We start from the raw sequence: 20,599 nt of genomic DNA, 5'->3' as shown, positions 1-20,599 counted from the left end.
AAAGAGAGCACTACTTATTTACTCAGAATCATTCGCTTAGTATCTACAATTTTGCCATCAGCTACCAGGCTATAAATGTACATGCCTGCATCGAGCGTATTGTTAAGAATATCAATCTCACCACTACCTGGATTCAGATTTTTAAAGTCCATCACCTGCTTGCCCTGCAAGTCATATATGAGTATGCTGGCCTGCTGTACGCTGTCGGGCAGGCTGTACTGAATACGGGTGTTACCATCAGATGGGTTGGGCTGGTTTTGATTCAGGTAAGCCTCTTTACCAAAGGAGCTATCTATATTGTTGCCTTTGATCATCTTCTTAAGCTCATTTAACTCTTCACGGATAGACAAGTTCTCTTCTCGCAAAGCTGAAAGCTGTGCCTGATAATGACCTATGCTATCTCCCGAAAGTTCTTTCATTGCCTCTATCAGTACTGGAATCATCCCCATGTAGTTAATGGCCAGATAGCCTTCCTCATCTTCTATAACTAAATCCGGAAATGCCTCCTGTACCTGCTGTGCTAACAGACCGTACTGGTTACCCTTAGGGAACTGGCGTGCCTCATCTGAGCGCGCGTTTTTAAATTCATAAGTAACTCCGCTCAGACTTTTGATTCCCTCCAGCGCTCCATTTACGTCTTTAATATTTTTCTTAAAGCGTTCATCAGAAGGAGACGCCACACTGGTAGCATAAATTTGCCCGGGCACATACAGTTTATAAGTAGTACCCGTGTACTTGTATTGTATACTGACTGTATTGTTAGTAAAATCACCATAAATAAGAGGGGTGCTGCTATTGTTGTTGATATATAGCATATTGGAGCCAGTCTCATAATAGCCGGCGCGGCTGCCTATAAACACATTTCCTGAGCCTGTTTGATTGTTGTAGCCACTTAGTCTTCCCAGGTAGGTATTATTATCTCCTGTGGTATTGTCGTAGCCGGTGCTGCTCCCTAAAAACACATTACCTTCTCCGGTGGTTGTATAATGCCCCGTATAACTACCGATAAAGGTATTGCTGTAGGTAGTTGTGCTCTGCTCTCCACTTTGGGTACCGATAAAAGTATTAAAACGTCCGGTAGTATTAGAGTACCCACTCTTTTCGCCAACAAATACATTGGAGTGCCCGGTGGTATTCTCTCTTCCGCTTTCGCTACCAATGTATACATTCCAGCTGGCTTTGTTGTTAAAACCTGCCGCGCTACCTATTATCACATTATCAGAGCCATACTGGTTAGAAAAAGCTGACTGATAACCTATGTAAACGTTATCATCTCCATTATTATAATAGCCACTGTACATACCCAGAAAGGTATTCTTGTCGCCTGTGGTATTTAATATGCCGCTGGCAAAACCTACCCCTACATTTGCGTAGCCGGTAGTGTTATTTCTGCCGCTCACCGAGCCTATAAAAGTATTAAAATTGCCAGAAGTGGTATTTTGCCCGCTGCGGTAACCAAAGAAAGAATTGCTGCTTCCGGAAGTTAAGGCGCTACCGGCTCCGTTTCCGTAACTGGTGTTAGACTGGGCATGCAGGCTACCTAATTTTACAATAAACAAAAGTAAAAGGAGTATGGTATGTAGCTTTTTCATGGTCAGAAAAGTTTAAGGTCAATAGTGCTATTTGGTAAATACCGTGTGCTGATTGTAACCCGGAGGTAGTATAATTTTTAGAAAAAAATGCCTGACCTGTGACTCAGGGAAACACAAAGCCAGGTTGTGGGTTAATAGTTAACAATTTCAGCAGCGTATGGCATTTGACTATTCATTAGATTTTGATCAAATCAACTTTCGGGAGCAACCGGAGCTTTACCGGGTAGGAAAAGGAGAGCAGGGTGTGCTTATGGTAGAGCCTTATAAGTCTGAAATACTACAGCACTGGCGGTTTAAAAACCCTGAAATCGCTACCGAGTCATCGGATAAGATATACAGTATGTTTTTGGATTATCTAAAACACGACGATTTTGTAGGGGCTGACATGGCTCGTAAATTTTTGCAGATGGGATATACCCGTGCGCGCCGATACGCTAACCATAAGAGTGGTAGAAAATACAAAAGTAACCCTCAGAACGCAGGGAGTAAGTCTGCAGAGAAAGAAGCCAGAAAAGAGGTGCTTCCTCGTAAGGAAGATCCGATAAAGGCTAAAGCGGCTGCCATTTTTAAAGTGAAGTGGGAGGAGGCGAAAACGAACCAAAAATACCAAAAGATGCAAAAAGCACATAAAGAGCAATATGGTTAGTCGCGGATTCATCCTCTGGCTTTAACAATTGAGGAAAGCGCAGGTTTCTATTTCAAGCCTTATCCTCATGTTAAAAAAAGCTGCTATAACCTCTACCAACACTATCGTAAAGCTGTATTTGAATATTATTTCAAGTATCGCTTTTTATCCTACATTCATTTCTGTGGGGTTATTTTTGCTGTCGCTGTTAACACTATATACCGACCAGCGTACACCAGATGAACTGCTGGGAAGGGCGATTGATATTAAAAATGTACTTGCCCCGGACAGTGTCAGAACACTGCTGGGTACAATTGCCGGAGGCATGATCTCTCTTATGGTATTTAGCTTTTCTATGGTAATGGTGGTACTTAACCAGACTTCCTCAAGTTACTCTCCCCGTTTACTGCCTACCCTGGTAAAAAAGAAACACCATCAGATTGTGATGGGCTTTTATATCGGCACTATCGCTTACAGCTTTATGGTGCTTTCCAGCATAGAGTCGCTGATGTATACTTTCCAGGTGCCTAGCCTTTCAGTTATCGTTAATGTGCTATTAAGTATAATCTGTCTGGCCCTGTTTATCTCTTTTATCAACCGCATCTCCCAGGACATTCAAATTGGAAACATTATTAATGAGCTGTACCAAGCTACTGTAAAAGGAATAGAGTATGAGATAGAACATGAAGTATACGTACCTGACAGTGAGCTACCAGATATGGCGCAGTGGTCGGCTGTAAAAAGTTTGATATCCGGCTACCTGGATACCATAGATGACAAGCGCCTGATACGCACTGCTAAAAACATGGATGTGGTGCTGAAGATATGTATACCTATCGGTCAGTTTGTTAATCGTAAAGATGTGTTATTACTAAGTAGCCGTCAGCTTAGCGAAACTGAACAGCAAAAGCTTTTTGAAACTATGATTTTCAGGCATCAGGAGAACATCAGTGAAAACTATCTGTATGGCTTCAAACAGCTCAGCGAGGTAGCCATAAAAGCACTCAGCCCCGGCATAAATGATCCGGGTACAGCACTACAAGCTTTAGACAGGCTAACAGACCTCTTTGTGTTGCGTACATCGGTGTATGGGCTTAAAATTAAGGTAGATGATGCGAACGGCCTACGGCTTATCTATCAACCTGCCCACTTTTCGTTACTTATATATTATTGCATGAGTACTATCATGAACTATGCTGACAAAGCTGTTCCTGTATATTCTAAACTGATACAGATGTTTAGCGCACTACTGCAAAACGATGAGTATGAGCGCTATACAGATAATATTATGGCCCTAGTAAATGATCTTTTGATACACATAAACAACAAACTAACTACCCTACACGATAGGCAGGTGCTAAACGAACAAATCCGTAAGCTAGTCGTCGCTTATCCTGAACATCAGCTAGCCCAGGCTATGGTACTAACCATTAGGCAAAGCTCCAGCAGTGAAAAATAGTTTTTGGAGAAGTTTGGAGTTAAAGCCATTGAGCTTGAAATAATACCTACAGCTAAACTTTGACCCAACAGCCTGACTTTTTAAATTCGCTTGAAATCAATACTACCTTACTCCTCTATGTACTCTTTTTTTAAGCATGCCTTACTTCTGCTGCTACTCACTTTAGCTGCTCCTCAGGAGCTTTGGGCTCAGTACCATTTTGAACAGCTTAAAGCTGACTTTCTGGACCCTAACTCCTCGCAGGTAATGGTGGCTGCTCACAGAGCGGTACACCACGAGTACCCAGAAAACTCTCTACCCAGTATTCAGCAGGCTATTGAAATGGGAGTGCACATTATAGAAATAGACGTTAAGGTGAGTACAGATGGTGTTCCTTTTTTAATGCACGATGGTACAGTAGACCGAACGACCAACGGTAGTGGTGATCCGGAAAAAATGAATTGGAAAGAACTACAGGCCTTGTCTCTGCTTCATAATGGCAAGGTAACTCCATATAAAATTCCTAGCCTGGAAGAAGTACTGACACTAGCAGATGACAAGATCCTAATAGACCTGGATTTGAAAACAACTAAAATACAGCCAATTATCAGGCTAGTGGAGCAAAGTGCTACCGAAGATCAGGTTTTCTTTTTTGATAGTGACTACGAAGTGTTGGAAGAGGTGCAGAAAGCTAACGATGCGCTTATGCTGATGCCAAGAGCTTATTCGCTGGAGATGGCAGACTCCGCTCTCCAAAGATTTACTCCCGAAGTGGTGCATATAGATCCTTCATTTAATAGCGCAGAGACTGTAAGTTTAATTAAGTCGCACGGCAGCCGGGTGTGGATCAATGCCTTAGGAGATACCGATAAAGCTCTGGCGCGAGCCAAGGGAGAAGAGAGCCTGGAGCAATTACTTCAATATGGAGCCAACATCGTTCAGACAGATGAGCCTGCTCTGCTGTTAAAGCTTGTAGAACCCCTGGCGGAAAGTACAGAGAGATAAGCAGGGGAGCTCAAGCAGTGGTTACGGGGGCTATACTCACGCGTACAAAGCATTAAGTTCTGAGTTTAACATAAATTTTAGCCCTATGCGCCTCTCTATGTTACCTAAAAGCTATGTGCTTTTTATACTCCTCCTTGCTCTATTGCTAAACAGTGCCTGTAGCCCTCGTATTGCGGATAATATTCCTACCATCAGATACCAGAATTTACGAATAGAACAAGTACAGCCTCAACTGGAGCAGCAAAACCTGAAGCTCAAACTGGCCATGCGTTTTTTATTTAAAAATCCGCTCAACAAAGACCTGACGATCCCCGCCCATGACCTGAACTTTTTACTCAACGGAAAGCCTCTGTCTGGCGATATTAACGAGCAGCCCTCATTTGTACTGGAAAAGAAAAGTGAGCAGCTCATTGCCTACTACTTTACCTTTGACTTAAACCCCCAGGGAGTGCTCAAAGACCTAAATGTATTAGGTAAGGATAATTATTTTGAGCTGGTTTCAGAATTTAAATTGAACCTGAATGACTTTGGCGTAGATCTACCTTCACGATTTAGTACATATACTTTTGAGTTAGCTTTTGGAGACACATTACGCCTGCCACTCTTGCCAAGCATTAAGCCCTCAGGGCAAATGGCTAAAGTGGAGCTATTAGGGCAGATGGAAGAGCTAAACTTACAGCCTTTTAAGACAGCAGCTTCGCCTTTTGTAAGTTTACTTAATAAGAGTTTTCATAAGCAGGACCCTTTTCTCAAGCTCATGCTGGAGACTAAAGTACCCTTTACCGATGTGTATGTAGCAGACCATGTGATAGCCACTTTTTTTGCTTTTGATCCGCAGGCCAGCCAAAAATGGGAGGCTCTCAAAAGTAAGCTTGCCCCCGCTGAAGCCCAGCCGGTAATGGACCAGATTGTAAATACTTTTCTGAGGCCGATAGATACTCAGGCTCCCGCAAAGTGGAGTAATTTTAAGTTGCAGTGGAATAACTTCTACGAGCATATACCTGACAAACTGGAATACCCCGGACCCAGAATCAGCGGCTTATTAGTAGAAGTACCTTTTATAATCAGCAACCCAAATGAATTTAGTATAGAAGCACCTACTTTAGTTTCCAGTGCAGATCTGGCATCTTTTCAGCCAATTGCCGTGAGTGCCAGGCCAGTGAGTGGAAACGAACAAATTGCTGCCGGAGAAGATATGTTGATGAAGATGCAGGTTTCACTACGTTGGGGAGATGAAGACAGGCCCGGCTTGGCATGGCTACTAAGTGGTGAGGTGCTACAGCCGACCCTCAGTGGGAGTACCCGTCTGGATTTAGGGTATGGGCCTCTTAATCTGGATATGGAGATTCCGATATCCTTACAGGTGGGGGACTAGCGTAATATTTGTGGCGGAAGTGGCATTTCTCCTTTAGGCCTTCTATCTTTTAAGAAAATCAACCCTAACAAAAAACCAAACTGACATGAAAGCGATTTTTAGTTATCCGGCTCTTATTTTTTCAGTTTTATTTTACAGTTGTGGAGGTAGTGGTGAGCAGCAGGCTTCCGAAGATACAACGAGCGCAGACTCCACCTCTGCCAGTGAAAGTATCACCTTGCAGGAAGCATGGGCTACCGATACCATAATGCAGACGCCCGAGTCTGTTATCTATAATGAAAACAGCGGAGCCATTTATGTGGCCAACATAGGCGCAGTAAATGCCGAAGGTGCAGATGGCGATGGTTTTATCTCTAAAATGACTCCCGAAGGAGAGGTGAGCGAACTACGATGGGTAGAAGGACTGAACGACCCCAAAGGCATGGGCATCTATGATAACAAGCTTTATGTAACCGACATACGCGAAGTAGCGGTAATTAACCTGGAAGATGGAAGTATAGAAAATACTTATGCTGTAGATGGAGCAGGTTTTCTGAATGACATCACCATTGATGAGGATGGTATAGTATACATCACCGACTCTAATACCGATAAAATACATACCTTAAACAATGGAGAAATAGGGACATGGATGAGCGACTCTACCCTACAGAGACCTAATGGACTGTATGCCGAAAGAGATCAGATACTGCTGGCTTCTGCTGGTGGAGGTTTTTTCGCGCCCATTAGCAAAGACAATCAGCAGGTAGGCGAACATTGGATAGATAATATTCCTTCGGCCGATGGTATCATTAAAACCAGAGATGGTAAGTATATAGTATCTACCTGGCAGGGAGAAATCCATTATCTAGACCCTGAAAGTAAAGAAAGTCAAAAGCTTTCTGATACTAAAGCAGACAAAATTAACTCGGCGGATATTGGTTATGTGCCCGATCAGGAATTGGTACTGGTGCCTACTTTTTACGACAACAGAGTGGTAGCTTATAAGATCAGCAAAGGAAACTCATAAGCCATTTATGTACAGAGTTCTTTTATTAATACTTTGGGCCGGGATGGTAAGTCCCGGCTTTACTCAGGCACAGTCTGGCCCCTTTGGGAGCTATGTATACGAAGACGAAAAAATTACACTTTTGCTAAGTGCACCCAACCATTACACTTTGTTTGGAATGGAGTACTCAAAGCGTAGCGGTACAGTAAGTAGCAAAGAAATTTCTCGCGGTACTTTTTCGGTAAAGCAGGAGGAGCTTATTCTGGAAGAGTTTCCTTCCCGTTCAGAGATGGTATTGCATATACAGTCTCCCTATCAACTACAGGCAGTAAAGCTCAAAGCCATAGAAGAAGGGGAGTTATTGCATGCCTGGGAGATGAGCTATGCCAATGGCGAAACTCGCATGGAAGGAGGTTGGAAAAAAGGAAAAAAACATGGTACCTGGATATATTTTGATGAGGAAGGTAATGTAACTAAATCAGAAAAGTACCGAAAGGGGAAGTTGCTAGACTAAGCTTATCGGCGAATTAACTTATAATAATGCTATTTTAATGCTGATAAAGCCAATTTTGTAAGTAAGTTATGGTGTATTATCACAGCTAATAATGACTTGTTTAAAAAGTTGTGAATGAGTAGGTTGCACCAGTTTCAAACCACTCAGAATAAGACATCATGCGTTGGGTTTTGGTAGTGATAGGCTTGAGCCTGCTTACAGTAGATTCGTATGGGCAGCTCAATACTCCTAAATATAGCAACGAATTTCTCTCTATAGGTGCCGGAGCCAGAGCCCTGGGTATGGCAGCTACGCAGACAGCTGTGGCTGATGACGTTACTTCCGGCTTCTGGAACCCCGCCAGCCTTACTGATTTATCTCACGATTATGAAGTGTCGTTAATGCATGCCGAGTACTTTGCCGGCATCGCAAATTACGATTATGGTAGCTTTGCTACTCCTCTGGATTCTCTCAGCACCTTAGCCATTTCAGTAGTGCGTTTTGCTGTGGACGATATTCCGGATACCCGCTTCCTTTACGATGCTAACGGCCGTATAGACTATAATAATATACGCTTCTTCTCAGCGGCAGATTATGCCTTCCTCTTTTCGTACGCCCGGGAGTTTTCTCGTATACAGGGGTTAAGTCTGGGGGCTAATTTTAAAGTGGTACACCGCACTGTAGGGGACTTTGCCAATGCCTGGGGCTTTGGACTGGATGCTGCCGCTACCTACCGTATAAATGACTGGCGTTTTGGGCTGATGCTTCATGATGTTACCGGCACCTTCAATGCATGGACGCATAATTCCGAACTGGTATCAGATGTGTACACGCAAACAGGCAACGTAATTCCTGCCAATACTATAGAAGTTACACTTCCCAAAGCCTCTCTGGGCATTGCACGCAGCTGGCGTTTTTGGGAAAGTAAGATAGGCCTGCTTACTGCCGCAGATCTGGATTTTACTTTTGATGGAAAAAGAAACGTACTACTCAAGTCAGATTTCTCTTCTGTAGATCCCTCGCTGGGCTTAGAGGTGGATTATAAACAGCTGGCTTTTGTCCGTTTGGGCGCGGGCAATGTGCAGCAACTCAAAGATTTTGATGGCAGTACTTACCGCAGCTTTCAGCCTGACTTTGGTCTGGGTTTTCGTGCCGGAAGTATTAGTGTAGATTATGCGCTGACTGATATTGGTGATCGCTCAGAATCTTTGTACTCCCATGTTTTCTCTCTCAAATTTAGCATTGACCGTGAAGCCAAACAGTAGAATGAGTAGCTTGAAAGTGACACCCAGGAGTATGGCTTGGCACATAAGGCTGAGCATAATATTAATAATGTGCACCCTATTGCCTAAGGCTCAGGCACAACGATTTGGCAATGAGTGGATTAACTATACTCAAACCTACTACAAGATTAGTGTAGCTGAAGACGGTATTTACCGTGTAAGCTATCAGGACTTACTGGAAGCGGGCTTTCCCGTAGATAATGTAGATCCACGAAGGATACAGCTCTACTTTCGTGGGCAGGAACAGGCCGTTCACCTGGAAGGTCAACAGGATGCCAGCTTTGATACAGATGACTTTCTGCTTTTCTATGGCCAAAAAAATGATGGTTCAGGTGATAAAGAGCTATATGTGCCCGAAGAGGCTCAAACCAACCCATACCATAGCTTATATTCAGATTCTACCGCCTATTTTCTAACCTGGTCACTGGCGGCGGTAAATGGTAAACGGATGAGCACCTTCTCTGAAAATAATATTGGAGGAATACCCGCAGAGCAGTTTCATTGGAATGAAGAGCTTATGGTGCTATCTAATGAGTTCTCTATGGGTAGGCAGTATCCGATAGGCTCACTTTCAGGAGTGATCGCTCACCTCAGTACATATGATTATGGCGAAGGCTGGACAGGCCCGCGTATCAAGCAGGGAGAGTCGGTTGATTATAGCCTGGCTACCCCTGATCCATACACCGCTGGTGATGCTCCACAACTGGAAATGGTACTGGCTGGAAGAAACAACCAACAACATAATGTTACCATTCAGGTAGGAAGTTCTGTATCCACACTAAGAACGCTTACGACTGCCGAGTTTTCATATTACGACCATACGCTCATCTTCGAAAATCTCAACTGGTCAGATATAAGTGGTGGCCAGCTTATAGTAAGGCTCACAGTAAATGGTGTAAATGGAAAAGCAGATAATGTATCATTGTCGTATCTTAAAATAAGATACCCACAGCAGACCAGCACGCAGTCTGAGACGACAAAAGAGTTTAACCTTGTAGCAAAAGCCTCGGCAAAAAGCTATGTAGAACTGGCTAACGCTCCTGCTAACCCTTATTTGTTGGATATTACTGATGAGTACAATGCCATTAAAATTGGCTACAACCTGATTGGGAATAGGGCTGCTGCTATTATTCCTAATACGAATGTCGCGCGCAAAATTATTTTGGGTAGTGTAAAAGCAATTCCCTCTCTACAAAAAGCTAATTTTCAAAAAGTAAACCCAGCAGCTAATTTTCTGATGATCTCTCATGCGCTGCTAAGAGCACCGGGAGGTAATTATAGCGATCCTGTTAAATCGTATCAGGAGTATAGAGCCTCGGCAGCGGGTGGGGGATATACTACCCTGCTAATGGATATTAATGATCTATACAATCAATTTAACTACGGCGAGGTAAGTCCTCTGGCCATTCGGCATTTCGCAGATTATATGCTAAATAAGGGTAATCCTGAGTATTTGCTGATTATTGGAAAAGGCCTGACGCCTAATTATAATTACCATAGAAAAGATCCTGAGTCTACTACTTTAAGAGATCTGGTGCCAACCGGCGGGATGCCCGGTTCCGATGTGGTGCTCACTTCAGGCCTGGCAGGCAGCGATGGCTATAACTCTGCCATACCCACTGGGCGTATCAATGCTCAAACTGCCGCAGAGGTAGCTGCTTATCTGGATAAAGTGAAAGAAAGTGAAGGCAGAAATCTTAGCCAGGACTATCAGGCAAGCCAAAGTCGTGACGCACTCTGGAAAAAGCATCTGGTGCATTTAAGCGGGGGTGTTAATCTGGCGGAGCTTACACTCTTTTCTCGCTATGTAGACGAGCTACAGACGATCGCTGAAAATGACTATCTGGGAGGAGAGGTGAATGTACAGTCCAAGCAATCTAATAGTGCTACCGAACTCATCAATATTGCAGACGAAGTTAATAAAGGCTTGTCTCTCATTACATTTTTTGGTCACTCGTCTACCACACGTTCTGATATTGAAATTGGCTATGTATCCAACAGCGAGCTGGGTTATAACAACAAAGGGAAGTACCCTGCAATTCTGATCAACGGGTGTAACGCAGGTAATATATTTAGCAATGCACTTACATTTGGTGAAGATTGGATAAAAACACCTGACAAAGGAGCTCTCCATGTTATTGCCCATAGTTCTGAGGGGATCTCTAGTGTGCTTAAAAGATTTTCCAATGCATTTTATTCTACCGGCTTCGGAGATTCCACCTATGTAGGTGGCGCCATGGGAAAAATAAAGGATGAAGCTAGCCGTCAGTTTATGGAGCTGCTCAATGGTAACTTCTGGGAAGTCCATATTGCTCAGGTTAGACAGGCCGTACTGCAGGGCGATCCGGCAGTAAGCCTTTTTGGCAGGCAAAAGCCTGACTTCCACATCGATGAAAACAATGTAACAGTATCTTCTCTACAGGATGCGACAGTTACCGTCTCTTCAGACTCATTTGCCCTGGATTTGGTAGTCAAAAATTTTGGAAGAAGCACCAAGGACTCCATGAGAGTTACCATCAACCGTACGCTAAAAGATGGAAGCCTCATTACATACGGCCCCAGAATATTTAAGCCAGTATTATATGAGGATACGCTTTCTTTTGTAATTCAGTCAGATGATGAAGACATTAGCCCTGCTGCTGAGGCCGGAGATAATCGTTTTGAGGTAATTATTGATAGTGGCGATAGTATACCGGAGTTAAATGAAAGTAATAACCGGGTGAGCATTACCTATTTTATGCCTCTGGGAGGAACGGCACATCTAACACCGGCTGCCTACGGAATAGCTTCGGAGACTCGAGTAAATTTACAATGGCAGGCCGGTGACTACCAGAGCGCACTCAAGAAAAATGATCAACGGGAGTTTCTTTTGGAGGTAGATACTTCTTATAGCTTCAATAGTGCGCTAAAACAACAGTTTACAGTTTCTGCCAAGGGCATAGGAGCTCAAATAGTAGACTTGCCTATTACTCTGGACAGTACCGTCTACTTCTGGAGAACTAAGTATGCTGAAATAAGAGAGGGAGAAATAGATGAATGGACACAAAGCTCTTTCACCTACATCGCCGACCACCCTGAAAGTTGGGCACAACTGAGTTTTGATCAGCTAAATGAAAATCAGGTGAGCAATCTTGAAAAAGAGGGGAGTAGCTGGGTTTTTCCTGACACTGAACTGGAGGTAGAGGTGACAACCTTTGGAGCAGCTTATAACAGCTCTGCCAATGAGCAGATTTATGTGAATGGTACGCCTCTGATTTTACCTGATGCCGGCTATACCTGTAGAAATAACTCTATCAATATTATTGCCTTTGACCGCTATAGCCTAAACCCTTACCTGCCTGTAGACCCGGGAGGCTTCGATTTGCAAAACCCGAATATTTGTGGAAGGCGTCCACAGATGATAAATACCTATACCAATTCTCAAGTTGTAAATGGTGTATTGGATAATCTGATAGAAGCCGTAAATGAGGGTGATCCTGTTATCTTGTTTAATATCGGTACTATAAACCCTTCCAGCTGGTCTGTTGAAACCATTGAATCTTTAGAACAGCTAGGCATTAACCCTTCATCGGTTACCAGCCTACAGGAAGGGGAGCCCTTCATTTTTATAGGAAGAAAAAATGCTGAAGCTAATAGCGCGACGGAAATATTGGCAGACCCGAGCAGCGAAACTCTTACAACTGAGCAACTGATCACGCATACTCAAATACTGCGGAGCAAGCTTAGCCAGGGAAGTATTTTAAGTAAAAGAATTGGCCCTGCTGCTCAGTGGGGAAGCTTATCGTATCAGATAAAAAGCCTGGAGGATTCAGATATCATTAACATTTCTGTACTTGGAGATAAAGGCAGCGGGGAAGAGCAGGTATTACTTAGCAGTACAACTGCCACTGCTACCTTAGACCTGTCAGCACTGGATGCTAGTCAGTACGACTACCTTCTTCTAAAGTTAGAAGTAGAAGATGTAATCAACCAGACGCCAGCACAGTTGGATTATTGGCTGGTTACTTATGAGGGCCTACCAGAAGGGGTAATTTTGTCGGAAAGCGACTTTAGTAAACAAATCAGCAAGCAGGAAGGGGAGTCATTCTCTATTCCATTTGAATTTTATAACCTTTCTGCCAAAGACTTTAGCGATTCACTTCAGGTAGTATACAGTCTGTTTAATCATAACAGTCGTCAAACCTTTAATGATACACTTTATGTGGAGCCCTTAGCTTCAGGAGATACGGTGGCTTTTAGTATAGAGGTCAGTACTATGGAAAACATAGGAGAGAATGACTTGAAGGTAAATGTGAATCCACGACAGCAGGCTGAGCAATCGTACAACAATAACTCCATAAGTGTAACATCATTCCTGAAAGTAGAGGCAGATGCGCTTAACCCTATCATTGATGTAGCTTTTGATGGTACTTATATTCTGGACGGAGACATAGTATCCCCTAGCCCGATGATTACAATTGAGATCAGAGATGAAAACCCTTATCTCGTTAAGCAGGATACCAGTGGTATAGACATATACCTTGGGAAAAAAGAAGCGGAAGAAGTTGTAGCCAGTACTGCCAATGCGCGTACAACAGATACACAAATGCAGCGAGTCTCTTTAAACAGCAAAGAAGTAAGCTGGACCCCTGCTGAAGGAGAGGAGCCTTTTAAAATCAATTTCCAGCCCTCCCAGCTGGAGGATGGTACTTATACACTTAGTGTGCAAGCAGAAGATGCGAGTGGCAATGCCTCAGGAGCAGAGCCATATGAAGTTAATTTTGAGATAATCAATGAGTCTACAATTACTAACTTTTATCCTTACCCTAATCCTTTTTCCACCAGTACCCGATTTGTGTTTACGCTAACCGGGCAGGATATTCCCGACCAGATTAAGGTACAGATTATGACGGTTAGTGGCAAAGTAGTAAGAGAGATCACCCAGGATGAACTAGGCCCCATCCGTATAGGCAACAACATTACAGATTATGCCTGGGACGGACGGGATGAGTTCGGCGATGAGTTAGCCAATGGGGTGTATCTTTATCGTGTACTGGTCAGAAGTAAAGGTAAAGCTTTAGACTTAAGAGAAACTGCCGGAGATAGGGGCTTCAAAAATGGATTTGGTAAAATGTATATTCTACGCTAAAATACGTTTCAGTTTTTAGCTAGTGTATTGTTTTTAGTAGAAGATACCTCAACGTTTTCCAGCCTGATACGGGAGAGTTCTTCTACTTTTCCTTCTTCAAAAAGGCTTTCGTAATCTTCCAGAGCAAAATCCTGAACCGTACTCTCATAGTTGATGTAGTCGGCAAAACGAATCCCTTCAATCTGGCGGATGTTATAAGCCTCACGAAAACGTGTACCTCCGCCATTTACCTGAAATGAATAGGCAAGGTAATCCATTGTATATTTAGTCTGGTGTATCCAGTAAACAAATACGTCATCGTGGTCGGTGCCCCCCCCTTCCTGGTCAAAAGTAACCTTAATTTCATAGTAAGGTTCACCTTTAATAGTAGTCTCACCTAATAGCTCTTTGTTTGCTGCCGGGTCATTAAGGTGGTAGGGTAAAAGAGCAAAATACACTACCGAATTTAAAGTGTTTCCATAGCGTTGCTGGTCTTCTTCTGAAAGCTTAAGCGTATTGCCATTTACTGAGCGGCTAAAGCCCTCATTGCTCAGTTTGTCATGTACCCGATCAATTGAGTCGTTAAGTATACTTTCGTATACATAGTGGCCTTCGTCCAGCGCTACTTCAATATGTTTTTTGCGAAAGTCAAAGCTAAACTGAGCATGGCTTAGCTGTGAGCCACCATGAGCTTCAATTGATTTATTTACGATGTTTTGAGCCTTATTTTGCGGTTTGCAGGCAAAAAGGAAGGCTGCCAAAAGCAGGCCCCAAAAAGTACGGTTCATCATGATTTGGTAGGGTAAAATCCAGTATTTATAGGAGGGCTTACGAGAAATCAGGGCTGGGGTTCTGCCTCTTCTTGCCCTATAAGGTTGGGCAAAGTGATGGTAAACGTGGTGCCTACTCTGGTTTTGGATTTTACGGCAATACTACCTTTTAAAAAACTGATAGTCTCCTTAACAATATAAAGGCCAATGCCCGAGCCATGCTTTTCGTTGCTGGCCTTAAAAAACATATCAAATATTCTCCCTTGGTGTTCCTGAGCTATGCCTATGCCGTTGTCTTCTATGATAATGGTTGCCTGTGTTGAGTTGGTGCTTACTTTTACGTTAATATAAGACTGGTCTACGCTAAGGCTACGGTAGCGTATAGAGTTGCCAATGAGGTTGCTCAAAATTACGGATAAACGTCTTTGATCGCTCACAAAAGGAGACTGTAAGTCAAAGTCAGAAGAGAAAGCGATCACATTTAAGTCCTCCATATAGCTTAAGTTACTAATGGTCTCATCTATCAGGTTGGCAAAGTCTATAGTTTCTTTACCGACTTCCATCCGTGAGTTGCGCGAGTAGTTAATAATATCCTGAATGAACCTGTCCAGACGGTTGATACTGGTCTCCATCAACTTGATATAAACATCTTTTTCTGTAGGAGAATCTTCCAGCAAAGCAATGTTAATTAAGCCTAATACGGAGGCCAAAGGAGCTCTAAGGTCGTGAGATGAGCTGTAAACAAAGCGGTCTAGTTCGGCATTGGTTTTTTTAAGCTCCTCGTTTTGTTTCTCAAGCTGTTGCTCATATTGCATACGGCGAGTTATATCCTGAGCTGTACCTACCGTTTGTATTACATTACCAAGTGCGTCGCGTTTAAAAGGCTTATCTCTGCTGGAGAGCCACACCCAATGCCCATCTTTATGTTGTACTCGGTATTCGGTTTCTACTACCTCATCGTCACGTACGTGCTTAATTTTTTCCTGAAAGTTATAAGCTACTTTTTGAAAGTCATCGGGGTGTAGTTTAGTAAAAAGCTGAAGCTTGCCGCTAAGCATATCTTCTACCTCATATCCAAGCATGTTTTTTATATGGTTGCTAAAGTAGATGTAGTTGCCCTTTCTAAAGTCAAAAACATACAAAAGCTCTGGAGAGGTATCCGCAATGCTTTCTATAAAGCGCTTGCTTTCTTCTATTTCCTTGGCGGCGTTTTTCTCTTCGGTAATGTCTACCACAATGGCCACCAGCACATTTTTCCCCATAAACTCAGAGGTATGCAACTGTACTCTTACCGGATAGGTAGAGCCATCTTTACGTACATGGATAGTCTCTAGGCTTACTTCCTTGCTTTGTCCTTCTAGTACCGGGCGGATAAGTCTGCTATAAGATTTTTGAGAAAATTTGGGCTGTATGTCTAAAGGAGTCAGTTTTAGAAGCTCATCCTGCGCATACCCTAAATGATCAATGGCCGCCTTACTCACGTATTGATATTGTAGCGTGCCAATATCAAAAACATAAAACTCATTAATGGAGTGGTCTAATATTCTACCTAAAGCTTCTTGTTGCTGTTCAGCCATAGTTCATTACAGGTATACCTTACGAGGGATCTTAGTTAGGATTAATGGACAAAGTAGATAATGCAGGATTGCACTAATTATAGTAAGCAAATATCGATATTATATCCTGATTAGAATGAATTTTCCTTAATATTTTATTTTTTTCAAAAATCTGTGAAATAAATGCTAAAATTATAGTTTTCTGTGCAGCTGTACAATGTACATAGCATAGGCAGTACCTGATGTGGACTTGACAGAAAATTAGCTCTTTTTAAAAAATCCTACTGAGGTGTCTATAATGTGCCTCACTGCTGCTGGCAAATGGTCTTCCGGGTAAGGGTGGCCTCCTCCGAAAGTATGATTAGCTCCTTCCAAAATTTCTAATCTGACATAATCGTTCCATTTTTGCAGGTCTTCAGCCATAGAAAGCGGTACTGTTTCATCTTCTGTGCCATGAAAAGCCAGCACCGGTACCTTTAATCTTTTGATAGCCTGAGGGAGATGAAGCCGATCCCGAAAGCGGTAATAGTCTTCCACAATCTGGTAGTACAGCGGCATAATTTGTCCGGTACGAGAATTAGGGATATGTTGTATGCCTGCTTCTTTCCATTGTTGCAGCACATCTTTGGGCCAGCGAGCTTCCCAGTCGCTTACTGCCGCCATAGTTACAACTGCTCTAATACGGGTATCCTCACTTGCTTTAAGCAAAGCGAGTCCACCACCACGGCTATGCCCTACCAGCATCAGTTGCTCTTTATCTATCTCCTCTTCCGGAACTTCAAAATCTGCTGACAAAATATGGTCTAATAGCAAGCCCACATCGTCCAATTCTATGCTAAAATTGTTTTGGCCAAAAGCTTCCAGGTCGGCAAACTCCTCTGGAGCATTCGGTGTGGTGCCATTATGTGATAAATTAATTTTGACAAATACAAAACCAGCCTCTGCAAAAGTATCGGCCATCAGGTTAAAATACCCCCAATCTTTAAAGCCCTTAAAGCCATGAATAAATAAGATGACTGGCTTGGGCGTGCCGTTCTCAGGGTAGCGGACATCATAAGTAAGTGGTTTTTGATGTTTAGCTGTACTTAAAGCACTTGGCGTTAATATTTTTGTTAGATTCATGAGCTCAAAGCTTGAACAATATTGAATTATGTAAGTATAAAAATATAGCTATACAACGCTATACGAAAAGACCATGTCAGAAGCAGCCATAATACAAAAAATAAGCAAATCTCCCTTAGTACTTTGCATTGGTACAATTAGGTGGTAATATTGTGCCCTTGCCTATGAGTAGCATTATCCAGGAAATCCGCTCGCCCATTGACCACGAAATGGGCATCTTCGAAGACAAATTCCGTGATTTTATGAAAAGCAATGTATTGTTGCTGGATAAAATCATGAGTTTTATTGTCAAACGCAAGGGCAAGCAGGTGCGGCCCATGTTTGTATTTTTATCTGCTGGCCTGACTGGCCAGATAAGCGAGGCTACCCATCGTGGTGCTGCGCTAATTGAACTATTGCATACAGCCACGCTAGTGCACGATGATGTGGTAGATGACTCCAACTATCGTCGTGGATTCTTTTCTATTAATGCGCTCTGGAAAAACAAAATCGCTGTACTGGTAGGTGATTACCTACTCTCCAGAGGCTTGTTGCTTTCTGTAGAGCATAAAGATTTTCGACTGCTGGAGATTGTCTCAAATGCGGTACGAGAGATGAGCGAAGGAGAGCTTCTGCAGATAGAAAAAGCGCGTAATCTGGATATTACAGAGAGTGTGTATTACGAAATTATCCGCCAGAAAACAGCTTCTTTAATTAGCTCATGTTGTGGAGTAGGCGCCAGCTCTACTGGTGCCGACCAAGAGACCATACAGAAAATGCTGGACTTTGGCGAGAAAGTTGGCATAGCCTTTCAGATTAAAGATGACCTATTTGACTACGGTAGTGCAGAAATTGGCAAGCCGGTAGGTATAGATATTAAGGAGAAAAAAATGACTCTCCCGCTTATCTATGCGCTGCAAAAGGCTTCCTGGCTGGAGAAGAAACGTATTATCTATATTATTAAAAACCAGAGTGAGAAGCCTCGCAAGGTACATGAGGTCATAGACTTTGTAAAAGCCTCTGGCGGTATAGAGTACGCTACAGAAGTGATGCAGGACTATCACCGCAAGGCTCAGGATATTCTTAGTACTTTTCCGGACTCCGAATTCAAACAGTCATTAAAGCGCCTGGTAGAGTATACGATTGAGCGCAAAAAATAAGCTTACTTTTTACCTTTTTAGAAGTAACAAACTCCGTAGGGTGCAATACTGCTATGCTTTGTACTGCTTGCTAAACTATTACTTCGCCGAAAAGCTTATATTTAAGACTTTTGAAGACAGCTAACCCATTATAAGAAAACAACTACAGAAGTTTTTATGAAACACACACACACAATTCTATCTATTTGCATAGCATTTTTCCTGCTATCGTCTATACCTCAGGCCCATGCCCAGGGTTCTGGCTATTGGCAGCAGAAGGCAGAATACAGTATGGAAATTGATATGAATGTAGAAAATCATCAGTTTCAGGGCACTCAGGAACTGGTATATTATAACAACTCTCCAGATACACTCAGCCAGGTATTTTACCATCTATATTTTAATGCCTTTCAGCCCGGTAGTATGATGGACGTACGTTCGCGTACTATTGAAGATCCAGACCGCAGGGTAAGAGACCGTATCTTGTACCTTAAAGATGATGAAATAGGCTACCAGCGAGTGGAGTCTCTAAAGCAGGATGGTAAAGATGTATCTTACAAAGTAGTAGGTACCATATTGGAAGTCCAGTTAAACAAGCCCATTTTGCCAGGGCAAAAGTCAACTTTTAAAATGGACTTTTCTGCGCAGGTGCCTTTACAGGTCCGCCGCTCCGGCCGAGACAATGCGGAGGGTATAGACTATTCTATGTCGCAGTGGTATCCTAAAATGGCTGAGTACGATTATGAAGGCTGGCATGCCAATCCCTATATTGGTCGCGAGTTTCATGGAGTGTGGGGTAGTTATGATGTTAAAATATCTATAGACTCTTCGTATGTGGTGGCAGCAACGGGCTACCTTCAGAACCCTCAGGAAATCGGTCATGGCTATCAGCAAAAAGGTCAAAAAATTAAAAGACCGAAAGGAGAGAAAATCACATACCACTTTCAGGCAGACAATGTGCACGATTTTATGTGGGCCGCTGACCCTGACTACAAACATGTTATCGCTCAGGTACCAAATGGGCCTAGCCTACACTTCTTTTATCAGGAAGACTCTCTAACCACAAACTGGAACGTATTACCGGAGTATACGGTAAAAGCTTTTCAATATGTGAGTGCAAACTTTGGCAAATACCCTTATGATAAATATTCGGTAGTGCAGGGCGGAGATGGAGGTATGGAATACCCTATGGCCACGTTAATTACCGGGCATCGCTCGCTGCAAAGCCTGGTAGGAGTTACCGTTCATGAGATGCTACACAGCTGGTATCAGGGTGTGCTGGGTACTAACGAAAGCCTCTATTCCTGGATGGACGAAGGTTTTACCTCCTATGCCAGTAACCTGACTATGGCGCATCTTTTTGGGAGAGAAAGTAGTAGCTCTGCCCAAATTCATGGTGGCTCCTACGGTGGATATTATGGGTTGGTAAACTCTGGCAAAGAAGAGCCAATGACTACCCACTCCGATCATTACAATACAAATGCCGCGTATGGAAGAGCTGCCTATTCTAAAGGAGCTGTGTTTCTGGAGCAGCTAAGCTATGTTATAGGTAGGGAAACTTTTATGAAAGGGATGAAACGCTACTTTAATGAGTGGAAGTTCAAGCACCCTAACCCTACGAACTTTAAGCGTATTATGGAAAAAGAGTCAGGGCTAGAACTGGACTGGTATCTGGAATACTTTGTAAATACTACTGAGACTATTGATTATGGTATTAAGTCTTTGGAACCCAGAGGAGAAACTACGCATGTTACTTTAGAACGTGTAAACAGGATGCCCATGCCACTGGATGTTTTGGTTACCTACAAGAATGGTGAGCAGGAGCTTTTCTACATTCCTTTGCGCGTAATGAGAGGAGAAAAACAAAATGAAACATCTACACCACGTGCAGTACTTGAAGACTGGCCCTGGGTGTTCCCTACCTATCTGATGCAGATTCCGCAAAGTCTGGATAACATTGAGCGCATAGAAATTGATACAAGCCAGAGAATGGCGGATATTAACCGGAGCAATAATGTATATCCGGATGCAAATAACATCCGTTTTGGTAATAGTGTTGAATAACAATGTTGTAAGTGAATAGATGGAAGAGGGGCTGCCAGTGAGCAGTCCTTTTTTATGACCAAA

General features: G+C 42.9%; 14 protein-coding genes. 10 read left to right on the top strand and 4 right to left on the bottom strand.

What is annotated here, in order from left to right:
• Positions 1-14 precede the first annotated feature (14 nt).
• Entirely contained in the window at positions 15-1,592 is a 1,578-nt protein-coding gene (locus PZB74_RS05175; RefSeq protein WP_302241286.1) for a tail fiber domain-containing protein, read from the bottom strand.
• A gap of 157 nt (positions 1,593-1,749) precedes the next feature.
• On the opposite strand from PZB74_RS05175, the gene PZB74_RS05170 reads away from it, so the two are divergent.
• From PZB74_RS05170 to porU2, 8 genes are all read left to right on the top strand, one after another.
• Entirely contained in the window at positions 1,750-2,238 is a 489-nt protein-coding gene (locus PZB74_RS05170; protein WP_302241285.1) for a DUF4385 domain-containing protein, read from the top strand.
• A gap of 67 nt (positions 2,239-2,305) precedes the next feature.
• Positions 2,306-3,676 (top strand): DUF2254 domain-containing protein, encoded by a 1,371-nt coding sequence (locus tag PZB74_RS05165; RefSeq protein WP_302241284.1) that lies wholly within the window; start codon positions 2,306-2,308, stop codon positions 3,674-3,676.
• 117 nt (positions 3,677-3,793) lie between these two features.
• Positions 3,794-4,660: a glycerophosphodiester phosphodiesterase family protein gene (locus PZB74_RS05160; protein WP_302241282.1), complete on the top strand. Its 867-nt coding sequence runs from the start codon at positions 3,794-3,796 to the stop codon at positions 4,658-4,660.
• Between the two features lie 97 nt (positions 4,661-4,757).
• The gene (locus tag PZB74_RS05155) at positions 4,758-6,035 is read left to right on the top strand and encodes a hypothetical protein (protein ID WP_302241280.1); all 1,278 of its coding nucleotides are present in this window, start codon (positions 4,758-4,760) and stop codon (positions 6,033-6,035) included.
• 85 nt (positions 6,036-6,120) lie between these two features.
• Positions 6,121-7,044: an NHL repeat-containing protein gene (locus PZB74_RS05150; protein ID WP_302241279.1), complete on the top strand. Its 924-nt coding sequence runs from the start codon at positions 6,121-6,123 to the stop codon at positions 7,042-7,044.
• Between the two features lie 7 nt (positions 7,045-7,051).
• Complete coding sequence (locus PZB74_RS05145; RefSeq protein ID WP_302241278.1) at positions 7,052-7,537, top strand: hypothetical protein; 486 nt, start codon at positions 7,052-7,054, stop codon at positions 7,535-7,537.
• Positions 7,538-7,695: 158 nt separating this feature from the next.
• Positions 7,696-8,781, top strand: coding sequence for a putative type IX sorting system protein PorV2 (locus PZB74_RS05140; RefSeq protein ID WP_302241277.1), 1,086 nt, complete (start codon positions 7,696-7,698; stop codon positions 8,779-8,781).
• Positions 8,782-8,848: 67 nt separating this feature from the next.
• Positions 8,849-13,927 carry a putative type IX secretion system sortase PorU2 gene (gene porU2 / locus PZB74_RS05135; protein ID WP_302241276.1) on the top strand — a complete coding sequence of 1,693 codons (5,079 nt, stop codon included), beginning with the start codon at positions 8,849-8,851 and terminating at the stop codon, positions 13,925-13,927.
• 8 nt (positions 13,928-13,935) lie between these two features.
• Here porU2 and PZB74_RS05130 read toward each other — a convergent pair whose 3' ends face one another.
• The 3 genes from PZB74_RS05130 to PZB74_RS05120 all read right to left on the bottom strand — a co-directional run bounded on the left by PZB74_RS05130 (position 13,936) and on the right by PZB74_RS05120 (position 17,354).
• On the bottom strand, positions 13,936-14,697 hold the full coding sequence (locus PZB74_RS05130) for a DUF6503 family protein (protein WP_302241275.1): 762 nt from the start codon (positions 14,695-14,697) through the stop codon (positions 13,936-13,938).
• A 47-nt stretch (positions 14,698-14,744) separates the two neighbouring features.
• A complete protein-coding gene (locus PZB74_RS05125; protein ID WP_302241274.1) occupies positions 14,745-16,253 on the bottom strand; it encodes a sensor histidine kinase in 1,509 nt (502 codons plus the stop codon).
• Positions 16,254-16,493: 240 nt separating this feature from the next.
• A complete protein-coding gene (locus PZB74_RS05120; RefSeq protein WP_302241273.1) occupies positions 16,494-17,354 on the bottom strand; it encodes an alpha/beta hydrolase family protein in 861 nt (286 codons plus the stop codon).
• 164 nt (positions 17,355-17,518) lie between these two features.
• On the opposite strand from PZB74_RS05120, the gene PZB74_RS05115 reads away from it, so the two are divergent.
• A complete protein-coding gene (locus PZB74_RS05115; RefSeq protein ID WP_302241272.1) occupies positions 17,519-18,493 on the top strand; it encodes a polyprenyl synthetase family protein in 975 nt (324 codons plus the stop codon).
• A gap of 156 nt (positions 18,494-18,649) precedes the next feature.
• Positions 18,650-20,536 carry a M1 family metallopeptidase gene (locus tag PZB74_RS05110; protein WP_302241271.1) on the top strand — a complete coding sequence of 629 codons (1,887 nt, stop codon included), beginning with the start codon at positions 18,650-18,652 and terminating at the stop codon, positions 20,534-20,536.
• Positions 20,537-20,599: the final 63 nt, after the last annotated feature.

The sequence above is a fragment of the Porifericola rhodea genome (genome assembly GCF_030506305.1).
GTDB classification, from domain to species: Bacteria; Bacteroidota; Bacteroidia; order Cytophagales; family Cyclobacteriaceae; genus Catalinimonas; species Catalinimonas rhodea.
Note: the sequence above shows the minus strand (reverse complement) of the source record. Positions and strands in the feature narration are given on the sequence as shown.